Source organism: Streptomyces sp. NPDC004031, from assembly GCF_053604375.1.
In genome coordinates, this window is record NZ_JBSGHL010000022.1 from 26,317 (window position 1) to 38,242 (window position 11,926).

General features: G+C 73.2%; 10 protein-coding genes. 9 read left to right on the forward strand and 1 reads right to left on the reverse strand.

Features of this window, described 5'->3' with window-relative positions; translation table 11 throughout:
• The first annotated feature begins 114 nt into the window (after positions 1-114).
• Complete coding sequence (locus tag ACWERV_RS16405; protein WP_452933336.1) at positions 115-588, forward strand: hypothetical protein; 474 nt, start codon at positions 115-117, stop codon at positions 586-588.
• 248 nt (positions 589-836) lie between these two features.
• The gene (locus ACWERV_RS16410) at positions 837-1,103 is read left to right on the forward strand and encodes a WXG100 family type VII secretion target (RefSeq protein WP_031514107.1); all 267 of its coding nucleotides are present in this window, start codon (positions 837-839) and stop codon (positions 1,101-1,103) included.
• 212 nt (positions 1,104-1,315) lie between these two features.
• Here ACWERV_RS16410 and ACWERV_RS16415 read toward each other — a convergent pair whose 3' ends face one another.
• The gene (locus tag ACWERV_RS16415; protein WP_452933338.1) at positions 1,316-5,812 is read right to left on the reverse strand and encodes an FtsK/SpoIIIE domain-containing protein; all 4,497 of its coding nucleotides are present in this window, start codon (positions 5,810-5,812) and stop codon (positions 1,316-1,318) included.
• A 433-nt stretch (positions 5,813-6,245) separates the two neighbouring features.
• Here ACWERV_RS16415 and ACWERV_RS16420 point away from each other — a divergent pair, with 433 nt between their 5' ends.
• The 7 genes from ACWERV_RS16420 to ACWERV_RS16450 all read left to right on the forward strand — a co-directional run bounded on the left by ACWERV_RS16420 (position 6,246) and on the right by ACWERV_RS16450 (position 11,890).
• On the forward strand, positions 6,246-7,013 hold the full coding sequence (locus ACWERV_RS16420; RefSeq protein WP_452933340.1) for a hypothetical protein: 768 nt from the start codon (positions 6,246-6,248) through the stop codon (positions 7,011-7,013).
• A 21-nt stretch (positions 7,014-7,034) separates the two neighbouring features.
• Entirely contained in the window at positions 7,035-7,835 is an 801-nt protein-coding gene (locus ACWERV_RS16425; RefSeq protein ID WP_398176796.1) for a hypothetical protein, read from the forward strand.
• Positions 7,832-9,139: a CpaF family protein gene (locus ACWERV_RS16430; RefSeq protein WP_398176798.1), complete on the forward strand. Its 1,308-nt coding sequence runs from the start codon at positions 7,832-7,834 to the stop codon at positions 9,137-9,139. Before ACWERV_RS16425 ends, ACWERV_RS16430 begins: the two co-directional genes overlap by 4 nt.
• A complete protein-coding gene (locus ACWERV_RS16435) occupies positions 9,139-10,044 on the forward strand; it encodes a type II secretion system F family protein (RefSeq protein WP_452933343.1) in 906 nt (301 codons plus the stop codon). Before ACWERV_RS16430 ends, ACWERV_RS16435 begins: the two co-directional genes overlap by 1 nt.
• A 2-nt stretch (positions 10,045-10,046) precedes the next feature.
• Positions 10,047-10,946 carry a type II secretion system F family protein gene (locus ACWERV_RS16440; protein WP_452933469.1) on the forward strand — a complete coding sequence of 300 codons (900 nt, stop codon included), beginning with the start codon at positions 10,047-10,049 and terminating at the stop codon, positions 10,944-10,946.
• 178 nt (positions 10,947-11,124) lie between these two features.
• Positions 11,125-11,370 (forward strand): hypothetical protein, encoded by a 246-nt coding sequence (locus ACWERV_RS16445; RefSeq protein ID WP_398176802.1) that lies wholly within the window; start codon positions 11,125-11,127, stop codon positions 11,368-11,370.
• A gap of 52 nt (positions 11,371-11,422) precedes the next feature.
• Positions 11,423-11,890, forward strand: a complete 468-nt coding sequence (locus ACWERV_RS16450) for a TadE/TadG family type IV pilus assembly protein (RefSeq protein ID WP_452933345.1) — start codon at positions 11,423-11,425, stop codon at positions 11,888-11,890.
• Positions 11,891-11,926: the final 36 nt, after the last annotated feature.

Genomic DNA, 11,926 nt, shown 5'->3' on the forward strand with positions numbered 1-11,926 from the left:
CATCCTCATAACGCCTGCTGGTAGCTTGCGGTCGGCCGGATTCGTATCGCGTCATGGGGGAGCAGGGTGCGTCATAGAGTGATGAGAGCGGGAATCGCCGTGGTGGCGGTTGCCGTGGCACTGGCACTGGGCGGTTGCGGCAGCAGCGGCGGTGGCAAGGACGACGCGACGGCCAGTGCGACCGGGCAGCCCGACTCGCCCTCGGTGAGTCCGTCCGCGGACGCCTCCGCCGAGCCGGCCACCTCGACGGCGGCCGCGCCCACCGCCTCCGTGACGGATCCCACGCAGACGGCCGGTACGGACGGCGGCGCCGCCGACACCGTCGAGGGCGTGTGGCTCGCGGAGGAGGGCGCGACGAAGGTCCAGCTCGTCCTCGGCGCGGGCAAGGCGGGGCTGACCAGCACTCATCTCTGCGGCGGCACCTACACCGGCAAGGACGCCATCGCCATCACGCTCACGTGCATGGACGGCGACACCCAACGTGCCACCGGGCACGGGCAACTGGCCGCAGACGGCAAGACGCTGACCGTCACATGGACGGACGGGACGACCGACGTCTTCGCGCGCACGGGCCTGCCCAGCGACTGACCGCACGTCACCGGCCCCGGCCCGGCTCCCCTCGGCTCCGGCCCGGTCCCGCACAGGGCGTCCGGGGCCGCTGCGGGCCGCCCCCGGGCCCGCCCCGCAGGTCGCGATCGTGTCTTCCCTTCGCAACAACTGTGTAGTTGGTGTCAGAGGATGGGGGTGATCTACTGCAATCGGGTGGCTGGTGCGCTAGCGTCCCGAGGGCGGGCGAGGGGCCCGTGAACGTCCTTGAGGTAACGGGGAGGCTAGATATGTCCATCCATGGTGCTGATATCCAGCAGTTGCGCGACCTGTCCGGCAAGTTCAGCACTGAGGCGGGCAACCTCGGCACGCTGATCGGTCACCTGCAGAGTGCCACCTCCAGCAGCGAGAGCTACTGGAAGGGCCCGGCGGCCGAGCGCTTCCGCAGCGAGTGGGCGCAGCTCAAGCCCACCTTCGACAAGTTCGTGGCCACGCTGCACGACGCCCAGAAGTCGGCCAGCACGAACGCGGACAACATCGAGGCCGCGACGCGCTGACGCGCGAGCGCCTGACCGCGTGACCACCCCTGGGGGGAACGCGACGCAGCGAGGGGCCGGACCGGGATCACACCCGGTACCGGCCCCTCCGTCGTTCCCTGCCAACGCCAACGCCAACGCCAACGCCAACGCCAACGCCGACGCCGACGCCGACGCCGACGGCCCGGCCCGCGCCCGCGGGGTCCCGGCGGCCGGGACCCCGCGGTCACCGGCTACCCCAGGGCCACGCCCTGCACCTGCACCATCTCGCCGCCCCGGATGAGCAGCCCGCGCCCGACCGGCCCGCCGCCCACGTCGCGCGGCAGCCGGACGTTGAACAGGTCGCCCTCGCTCGCGCCCTGCGGCGACAGCAGCAGCCCGCTGCGCGAGCGCCGCGCCTCGACGAGGAAGCCGCGGTACTGCGAGCCCATCTGGTCCGCGGACCCGGCGGCGATCAGGCCGTGCTCGCCGTCCAGACCGGACTTGACGACCGTCTCCAGCGCGGAGTCCAGCGGGGTGTCGTAGATCAGCTCGCCGTCGTCCACGACCACGACGTAGGGCGCCCCGGCCCCCGCGAGGTCCGTCAGCTCCTTGAGGTCGTCGCCCGTCGCCTCGCCCGTCAGCAGTCCCAGCACCCCGGGTTCCCCGGCCAGTTCGCGCAGCGGGGAGCGGCGCGGGCTCACGAGGATCACCGGCACCCCGGCCGCGGTCAGCGAGCGGGCCGCGGCGATGAGGGTGGTGGAGCGGCCCGACTTGGGCGGCCCGGCGATGACGAAGCCCGGCCCCGACTCGCGCAGGTCGATGCCCACCGGCATCAGTTCGTCGCCGCCCACGCCGAGCAGCGCCCACAGCGGCGACGGCGGCGCGAACTCCGGGTCCAGCGCCAGCGCCTCGCTGACGGTGATGCGCGGCGGCAGGGCGTCCACCCGCATGGGCCGGTTGACGCGCGGCGAGCCGCGGTGGAGCTCGACGGCCTCGCGTCCGATCCGCTGCAGTGCCTCCACCTGGGCCTGGCCGGACGGTTCCGCGGCGAGCAGCGCGATCTGGCTCTCCTGCACCCCGTGGTCGGTGGGCCGCAGGGCCCGCCCGGACGGCATGGACTTGGGCACCTCGCGCACCGCGAGGCCGCCGGTGGTGTAGTCGTTGGGGTCGGCCATCCGCAGGATCAGCTTGTCGGCGAAGACCGACGAGATCTGCCCGGAGAAGCCGCTGCGGTCGGAGGTCATCACGATCTTGAGGCCGGCCGCGGCGCCCTCGCGGAAGAGCCGGTTGGCGGCCTCGACGAGCTTGCCGTAGTTGTACGACTCGAAGGTCGAGACGTAGCCCTCCCAGCTGTCGAGCAGCAGCACCATCCATGGCAGCCGCTCCTCCGGCGTGGCGGCCATGGCGCGCTGCTCGGCGGCGCTGGAGGCGCCGCGCAGGGCGAGCAGCTGCTGCCGCCGGGAGACCTCCGCGGCGAGCCGGTCCAGCAGCCGCTGGAGGCGTTCGGGCTGGTCGCGGGTGACGACGGCGCCGCAGTGCGGCAGTCCCACCAGCGGCAGCAGGGCGTTGGCGCCGCAGTCGATGCCGTAGAGGTGGACGTCCTGCGGGGAGGCGATCTGCGCCAGCGAACCGGCGAAGGTGCGCAGCGCGGTGGAGCGGCCGGAGCGCGGGCCGCCGACGATGAGCACATGCTCGCCGTGCACGATGTCGACGGCGAGCGGTGCCCGCGCCTGCTGCGCGGGCAGGTCGGTGAGGCCGTAGGGGATCGGCGGTACGTCCTGCCAGTCGCCCGCGGCGGCGGGCGCCGCGCCGTGGCCGCCGCCGACCGCCGAGGCGGCCAGCTGCGCGACGGTGACGGTTTCCGGCAGCGGGTCCAGCCACGGCTTGCGCGGGGCGGGCAGGCCCATCAGGTCGGAGGCGGCGGCGATGGCGTCGACCAGCACGGCGAGGTCGGTGACCATGGTGCCGTCGTCCTCGTCGCCGCTCGCGCCGCGCGGCAGCGGGCGGCCGAGCGCGGTCCAGCCCAGTGACTGGACGCCCGCCTTGGCGCGGGTGCCGCCGACCGCGGGGCGGCGGCCACCGATGCGCGCGGACTGCACGCCGACCAGCGACTGGGCGCCGGAGCGCACATAGGCGCGGCCGGGTGTGGACTTGGCGATGGCGCCCGCGTCGGGGGCGTCGATGACGTCCCGCGACTCGTCGGCGTCGGTGACGCGCAGCGCGATGCGCAGGTTGGTGTTGGCGCGGATGTCGGCGCTGACCACACCGGCGGGCCGCTGCGTGGCGAGCACCAGGTGCACGCCGAGGGAGCGGCCGCGGCGGGCGATGTCGACCAGGCCCGCGACGAAGTCGGGGAGTTCGGCGACCAGCGACGCGAACTCGTCGATGATCAGCACCAGCCGGGGCATCGGCTCCAGTTCGGGCCGCAGCCGCCGCGCGTCGCCGTAGTCCTCGATGTCCTTGGTGGCGGCGTTGAAGAGGATCGTCTCGCGGTGGTGCAGTTCGGCGGCGAGCGAGGCCAGGGCCCGTTCGGTGAGGTGCGCGTCGAGGTCGGAGACCATGCCGACGGTGTGCGGCAGCCGGGAGCAGTCCAGGAAGGCGCTGCCGCCCTTGTAGTCGATGAGGACGAAGTTGAGCGCGTCGGGCCGGTTGGCGACGGCGAGCGAGGTGATCACCGTCTGGAGCAGCTCCGACTTGCCCGCGCCGGTGGTGCCCGCGACGAGCGCGTGCGGGCCGTCGCGGCGGATGTCGAGCACGAAGGTGCCGTCGGCGCCGATGCCGATGGGCGCCGCGGTGCTGGAGCCGCCGCGCTGCCAGATGCCGGCGACGTCCGGCCCGGCGGGGTCGGGCATGCCCAGCAGGTCCAGCAGCCGGGCGGAGGTGGGCAGCGCGCTGTCGGCGTCGTCCCGGCTGACGTCCCGGACGGGCGCGAGCGAGCGGGCGACCAGCTGGCACCAGTCGCCGCCGACCTGGTCGGCCAGCACGTCGCCGAGCGCCTCCAGGCCCGCGCCGCGCAGGTGGACGCGGGCGTTGTCCTGCGGCGACCAGCACACCGCGGCCCGTACCTCCTCGGGCAGCAGCCGCTCGTCGGCGTCCAGGCACAGCGCGAGGATGCCGAACCGCGGGCCCTCCTGGAGCAGTTGCGGTACGCCCGGGGTGCGCCGCAGCAGCCGGGCGCCGTCCAGGACGACCAGCACGAACGGGTCGGGCCGCAGGCCGCCGCCCCCGCCGGAGGAGACCGCCTCGGCCTTGCGCCGCTCCAGCTCCTGGAGCAGCTCGTTGATCCGGCGGCCGGTCGTCTCGCCGTCGGTGCCGACGAGCGAGACGCAGTCCTGGCCCTGCTGCGGGGCCAGGTGCGGCAGCCAGTGCGCCCAGCCCCACGCCTGCCCGGCGTCGTGCTCGGACGACAGCAGCACCATCGACAGGTCGCGCGGGCTGTGCAGCACGGCCGCCTGCGCCACCAGCCAGCGCGCGGTGGCGAGGGTGCGCTCGCGCAGTCCCGCGACGCCGACGACGCCCAGCTCGGGCAGCGGCAGCGGCACCGGCACGTCGTTGACCTTCGGCGGCACCGGCTGCGGCGAACCCTCCTGCACATGGCCGCCCTTGGGCAGCAGTTCGATGTCGGCGAGCAGGTCGGCGACGCCGATGCGCAGCCGCAGCACGTCGTGGTCGGTGAGCCGGCGCTCCCACAGCCGCATGCGCGGGCCGGTGGCCCACAGCAGGATCTGCGCGGCGTCCGGGAAGGCGGCCCGGCGCTCGGCGCGGTCGGTGAGCCGCGCGCTCTCCAGGGCCATCTCGTGCTGGGCCAGTTCGGCCTTGAACTGCTTGGCGGTGGTGCGGTCCTTGCGCTTGCCCTCGCGCGACTCGCTGAGCCACTGCCCGGCCAGCATCATGGGGCTCATCAGGCAGAAGAGCAGCATGTAGATCTGGTGCACCATGAAGAACATCGCCAGGCCGAAGATCAGCGGCACCAGTGCGGCGATGTACTGGAAGCGGGCGCCCTCGCCCTTCTGCGGCGGCTGCGGCACGTACAGCCGGGGGCGCGGCGGCAGCGACTTCAGGCGCGGCGGGCGGTTGTAGGCCAGGCCGCCCTCGCCCATCGGCGACAGGTGCGCGTCGGGCTCGCTCGGCACGTCCAGCACCACGACGGTGTCACCGGCGCGTATCTGCGCGCCCAGCGGCCACTCGCGCTCCCCGGTGACCGGCTCGCCCTCCAGGGTCAGTTCGGCGCCCGGCTCCACGGCCAGCGTGACCGTGCCGTCCGCGGCGACCGACACCCGGGCGGCGGCCTGCGGGAGCAGCGGGTCCGGCACCGAGACCGTGCAGTGCTGCCCCGCGCCGATGGTGGCCTTGCCCAGGCCGAGCCGGGCGACCCGGCCGGCACCGGGGCCGCCGCACACCCGCAGCTCGACCCGCCCGGAGGGCTCGCCGGTGCGCATGAAGGGGCCGATGGAGTCGTCGGTGGTGACGCGCATGCCGTCGCGCAGCACCGCGCCGGCCGGTGCCTGCGGGTCGCACAGCAGGCCGTCCGCCCACAACCGCGGCGCGCCGGGGGCCGCCTCGCGGGTGCCGGGGAAGGCCAGCACCGTGCCGCCGCCCACCGCCGCGGCGTTGAGCTGCGGTGTTCCGCCGCCCGCCGCCTGGGCCAGCGCGGCGGCCACGTCGCCGGCCGAGGCCCCGTCGTCCGCCGCGACGACGACGTCGCGCGCTTCCTCGCCTTGCTGTACGACCGTCACGGTCACCCGCATGGGATGTTCCCTCCCCCGCCGCGGCCGGCCGGCCCGAACCTCACGCTCCGGCCCCGGCCCCGGGCGCACGTACCTGTCCCAGGAGGCTATCCGCCTCCGGAAACCTCACGTAACCCCCTCCCGGCCGGGCCGGTTGTGAGCAAACCGTGAACATCGCGCCGGACATCCCGGTACAGGTCCCGGTCCGGCACGGCCAACGGTGCCCGTACGGGGCCGTGTTACCCGGCAATACAGGCTGCGACCGGCGGTGACGCGGTGCGGAACTGTTGCACGGCTGTGGTCCGTCTGTCGCCCAACGTCCTTGAGGGCCTTTGACGGGCGCTGGTAGCGTCCCGGTGACTTGACATTGGAAAGCGGTTCGGCAGCCAGGCACCCCGGTGACGGCCCGTCCGCGAACGACCGTAAGTCGCGTATGAGCGACGGGGGCAGTCACGTGAGGACCAGGGATCGTTCCAGCGGCGGCGGTGGCGGACACCGCCAGGCCGGTATGCCCGCACCCGCCATGGGTGTGCCGGGCGGCGGTGAGCGGCTGCCGACGGCGCCGCGCGAGCGCAAGCCGGCGCTCGCGGCGCTCGCCGTGCTGCTCATCCTGCTCGGCGCGTTCGGCGCCGTGCTGACGGTGGTGCGGGCGAGCCACAAGGACTCGTACGTCGAGATCACCCAGTCCGTCGCGGCGGGTGACCCGATACCCGAGTCCGCGATCCGCTCGGTGGACCTGTCCGACGACTCCGGGCTCGGCCTGATCCGCTGGGAGCAGCGCGGCGACCTGCTGAACAACTACCGGGCCGCGGTCACGCTGGTGCCCGACTCGATCCTGTCCGCCAACATGATCACCAAGAAGGACAACGTCCTGACGCAGGGCAAGTCCCTGGTCGGACTGTCCCTCCAGGACGGGCAGTTCCCCCGCAATTCGCTCAGCGTCGGCGACACGGTGGCCGCGTACCTCGTCGGTGACAGCGCCACCAAGGACAGCGGCGACGACTCGTCCAGCAGTGGCAGCAGCGGCGGCGGCTCCCAGCAGAGCACCCTGATCAGCAACAAGCTGATCGTGAAGTCCATCGACGTGGACACCTCGGGCAACGGCAGCGGCAACACCTACGTCACCGTCCTCGCCGACACCGCGGACGCCGGTCCGCTGACCAACGCGGCCTCGGCCGGCAACGTCACCCTGGTGCGCATCGCGCCCGCCAGCGGGAACTGAGCGAGCGGCGGCACCTGACCCATGGCACTGATCGCCCTCGCGGCCGACAAGGGCTCGCCCGGCGTCACCACGACCGCGCTCGCGCTGGCCGCGGTGTGGCCGCGGCGCGCCCTGCTCGCCGAGACCGACCCGGCCGGCGGCGACCTGGTCTACCGCTCGCGGGCTGCCCACGGCGGCATGCTCGACCCCAACGTCGGCGTGCTCTCGCTCGCCGCCACCGCCCGCCGCGGCCTGGCCGCCGAGCAGGTGTGGGAGCACACCCAGCCGCTCGCCGGCGGCTTGGACGTCCTCGTCGGACTCGGCGGCTCCGAGCAGGCCGCGGGCCTGACCGGGCTGTGGCCCGTCCTCGGCGAGGTCTTCTCGATGCTCGGCCAGTCGCCGAGCGGCGCGGCCGACGTCATCGCCGACTGCGGCCGCATCAGCGGCGACTCGGCGTCCCTCGGCCTCTTCCAGCACGCCGCGCTGGTGCTGCTGGTGGCCAGGACCGAGGCCGAGCACCTGGCCCGGGTACGGGACCGGGCCGGCGCGCTGTCGGCGAAGCTGCACGGCTCGCAGCGCGGCGCCGGCGCCCTCGGCCACCCGCCGATCGGCGTGCTGCTGGTCGCCGACCCCGGGCACAGCGCCCGGATCGCCGGGCAGGCCAACGACATGCTGGTCGCCTCGCAGATATCCGCCCGGGTCGTCGGCACCGTCGCGCACGACCCGGCGGGCGCCGAGATGCTCACCGGGCGGCGCCGCGGCCGGCTCGACAAGTCCCTGCTGATCCGCTCCACACGGCAGATCGCCGGCGACGTGCCGAACCGGTACGGGGTCTTCCGATGAGCGAGATCGACCACCAGCTGGTCAAGCGCTTCCGGGAGCAGGCCGGCGACCGGATCGCCGAACAGCGCAGGCTGGACCAGGTCTCCGGCGCGCCGGCGATGAGCCCGGAGGACGAGCGGCAGTTCGCGCGGGCGATCATCGCCCAGATCCTGGAGGACTACGCCCGCCGGGAGATCAACGCCGGCCGCACCCCGCTGGACGCGGTCGCCGAGGAGGCGTACGCGGCCGCCGTGCACGCGGCGCTCTTCGGCGTCGGGCGGCTGCAGCCGCTGCTGGACGACCCGGACGTCGAGAACATCGACATCAACGGCTGCGACCAGGTCTTCGTCGGCTACTCCGACGGCCGCGAGCTCCAGGGCGAGCCGGTCGCCGAGAGCGACGAGGAACTGATCGAGCTCATACAGGTGCTGGGCGCCTACTCGGGCCTGTCCTCGCGCCCCTTCGACTCGGCGAACCCGCAGCTCGACCTGCGGCTGCCGGACGGCTCCCGGCTCTCGGCCGTGATGGACGTGACGCGGCGGCCCGCGCTGTCCATCCGCCGCGCCCGGCTCGGCAAGGTCTTCCTCGCCGACCTGGTCGGCAACCGCACGATCACCCCGGAGCTGGCCAGCTTCCTGCACGCGACCGTCATGGCCCGCAAGAACGTGATGATCGCCGGCGCCACCAACGCCGGCAAGACCACCCTGCTGCGGGCGCTGGCCAACGTCATCCCGGCGCACGAGCGGCTCATCACCGTCGAACGCGCCCTGGAACTCGGCCTCGACCAGTTCCCGGAACTCCACCCCAACGTGGTGGCGTTCGAGGAGCGGCTGCCCAACTCCGAGGGTCTGGGCGCCATCTCCATGGCCGAACTGGTCCGCCGCTCGCTGCGTATGAACCCCTCCCGGGTCATCGTCGGTGAGGTCCTCGGTGACGAGATCGTCACCATGCTCAACGCGATGTCGCAGGGCAACGACGGCTCGCTGTCCACGATCCACGCCAACAGCTCGGCCGAGGTGTTCAACCGCATCTCCACCTACGCGCTGCAGGCCAGCGAACGGCTGCCGATCGAGGCCTCGCAGATGCTCGTCGCGGGCGCCATCGACTTCGTGGTCTTCATCCAGCGCCGCAACGACTTCCAGCACGGCGGCACCCTGCGCCGTATGGTCACCTCGGTCCGCGAGGTCAACGGCGTGGACGGCAGGGTACTTTCCAGCGAGGTCTTCGCCGAGGGCAGGACCGGCGCGGCGATGCCGCACGCGCCGATCGCCTGCCTCGACGAACTCCTCGCCAACGGCTACCAGCCCACGGGGGTGTGGCGGTAATGACCGGTGTCTTCTCCTTGACCGTGATGTACGGGCTGCTGGCCGGCGCCGTCGTCGGCGGCGGCATCGCGCTGCTCGTGGTCGCGATCCGCGGCTGGGCGCCCAAACCGCTCGCACCCGGTGAGGCGCCTGCCGAGAAGGCGGGCGAGATGATGCGCTTCCTGTCGCAGCGCGGCTCGATCGCCGCCGTCGCCGGGATCGCGATCATCGCGCTCACCCGCTGGGCGGTGCTCGGCATCGCCACCGCGCTGCTCGTCTTCACCTGGGACAAGCTCTTCGGCGGCGCCGCCGACGAACGCGCCGCGATGAAGCGGGTGGAGGCGCTGGCCGGGTGGACGGAGTCGCTGCGCGACACCATCGCCGGCGCGGTCGGCCTGGAACAGGCCATCCCCGCCTCGGCCCGCGCCGCCGCGCCCGCGCTGCGCACCCACCTGGAGTCGCTCGTCGACCGGCTGCGGGCCCGCACCCCGCTGCCGGACGCGCTCCAGCACCTCGCCGACGAGATCAACGACGCGTCCGCCGACATCATCATCGCCGCGCTCATCCTCAACTCCCGGCTGCGCGGCCCGGGTCTGCGCGAGGTCCTGGGCGCGCTGGCCAAATCGGCGCGCGAGGAGGTCGACATGCGGCAGCGCGTGATGGCGCAGCGCGCCAGCACCCGGCGCAGCGTGCAGATCGTCGTCATCGTCTCGGTCGTCGTGGTGCTCGCGCTGGCCATCTTCAACCGCGGCTTCGTCAAGCCCTACGGCACCCTGCTGGGGCAGATGGTGCTGCTGATCGTCTGCGCCCTGTTCGGCGCCGGCTTCTGGTGGCTGCGCAGCCTGTCGAAGGTCGAGACCCCGGCCCGCTTCCTCGTCCACTCGCCCGAACTCCACGCCCAGCGGCAGGAGGTGCTGCACCGGTGAACATGCTCGCACTGGCAGGACTGCTCGGCGCCGTCACCGGTATCGGCATCTACGCCCTCGTCCGGGCGCTCGCCCCGAGCCGCAGCAGCGCCGCGGCCACCGTCGCCCAGATCGACGCCCTGCGCGCGCAGGGCCCCGTGGCCGGTCCCGCCCCGCGCGCGACCGACCTGCGCGGCCGGATCGGGCAGCGGGTCGCCGCCTTCTACCTCGAACAGGGCTGGGAGCTGCGCTCGATGCGCGCCGACCTGGCCGTACTGGACCGCAGCTGGGAGGGCTTCCTCGCGACCAAGCTGCTGCTCGGCGCGGCCGGCCTGGTCTTCGGGCCGTTCCTCTACGCGCTGGTCTGGCAGCTCGGTTTCGGCATCAGCCCCATCGTCCCGGTGTGGCTGGCGCTGGCCTGCGCGGGCCTGTTCTTCATGCTGCCCGACCTCGAAGTGCGCCGCGACGCCACCGAGAAGCGCAAGGACCTGCGCCGGGTGATCGGCGCCTACCTGGACCTGGTGTCGATGAACCTGGCGGGCGGCCGCGGTCTGCCCGAGGCGCTGATGGCCGCGGCCGAGGTCAGCGACGGCTGGGCGCTGGTCCGTATCCGCAGCTGCCTCAACGACGCCCGGATCACCGGCATCAGCCAGTGGGTCGCGCTCGGCAGGCTCGGTACGGAGCTGGGCGTCGAGGAGCTGCAGGACCTGTCCGTCGCGCTCGGTCTGGTGGCCGACGACGGCGCCAAGATCCGCGAGTCGCTGGCCTCCCGCGCGGAGACCATGCGGCACCGCGAGCTCGCCGAGATCGAGGGATCCGCGGGCGAGAACTCGCAGTCCATGCTCGTGGCGCAGCTGATGCTCGCCGCGGGGTTCCTGGTCTTCCTGATGTTCCCGGCCGCCATGCGCGTCTTCCAGGCGTGAACCGGCACCACCTCGGACGCGTCCCACCGACCGGGCGGCAACGGCGCCGCGGGCCGGACGCACGACGCCCGACGCACGACGTATGAAGCACACGCACCACGCACCACGCACGACGCACGACATGCACCGCACGACCGACAACCCGACTGAGAGTCGTCCGCCAGAAAGGATCCGGACCATGAACCGTCCCAACCCCCTCGCCAAGGCGACCACCGCGGTCGCCGGGCTCGTCCGCCGCCGTATCGCCTGGGCACGCAACGAGGGCCGCAGCATCGGCGCCTCCGCCGTGGAATGGGTGATCATCTCGGCGATCGTCGCCGCGCTGGTCGCCGGTATCGGCGTGACCATCAGCAAGGCGCTGAACAAGAAGACCGGCGACGTCAAGAGCTGCATCCAGAATTCGAGCACCACGACGAAGTGCTGACGCCCGCCGGACACCGGCGGACGGCAGGACAGCGGAAAGGACGGGGGAGACGATGAAGGCGGTGGGCCGCGTGCTGCGCGACCGGTTCGCCGCCGCGCGCGGCGACAGCGGCGTGGGGCGGCGCAGGGCGGACGACCGCGGGATGACCGCGATCGAGTTCGTCTTCCTGACGCCGTTGGTCTTCGGGGTCATCATCATCACCGTGCAGTTCGCGATGTACTACTTCGCCACGCACGTCGCGATCGCCGCGGCCCGCGCGGGTGCCCGGGAGGCCCGTACCCAGGCGGCCGTGAGCGGCAGCGACTGGCAGGGCAGGGCGCAGAAGAAGGCCGGCTCCTACATCGACGGGCTCGGCGGCAGCCTGCTCACCAGCCCGAAGGTCACCGTCCAGCGGGTCGCGGGGCACCGCGACCGGGTCAGCGTCGAGGTGTCGGGCCACGTGCCGTCCATCCTCGGCATCGGCATCACGGTGGACCGCAAGTCCGAGGGCCCGATCGAGCAGTTCATGCCCAACGGGTGAGGGAGCGGCCCGGCATGACGGCAACGGGGACGGCAC

Excerpts from the sequence above, each read along its gene's own strand:
- ACWERV_RS16410 (WP_031514107.1), top strand. The coding sequence starts at position 837 with ATGTCCATCCATGGTGCTGATATCCAGCAGTTGCGCGACCTGTCCGGC.
- ACWERV_RS16415 (WP_452933338.1), bottom strand. The coding sequence starts at position 5,812 with ATGCGGGTGACCGTGACGGTCGTACAGCAAGGCGAGGAAGCGCGCGAC.
- ACWERV_RS16425 (WP_398176796.1), top strand. The coding sequence starts at position 7,035 with ATGGCACTGATCGCCCTCGCGGCCGACAAGGGCTCGCCCGGCGTCACC.
- ACWERV_RS16430 (WP_398176798.1), top strand. The coding sequence starts at position 7,832 with ATGAGCGAGATCGACCACCAGCTGGTCAAGCGCTTCCGGGAGCAGGCC.
- ACWERV_RS16435 (WP_452933343.1), top strand. The coding sequence starts at position 9,139 with ATGACCGGTGTCTTCTCCTTGACCGTGATGTACGGGCTGCTGGCCGGC.
- ACWERV_RS16440 (WP_452933469.1), top strand. The coding sequence starts at position 10,047 with ATGCTCGCACTGGCAGGACTGCTCGGCGCCGTCACCGGTATCGGCATC.
- ACWERV_RS16445 (WP_398176802.1), top strand. The coding sequence starts at position 11,125 with ATGAACCGTCCCAACCCCCTCGCCAAGGCGACCACCGCGGTCGCCGGG.
- ACWERV_RS16450 (WP_452933345.1), top strand. The coding sequence starts at position 11,423 with ATGAAGGCGGTGGGCCGCGTGCTGCGCGACCGGTTCGCCGCCGCGCGC.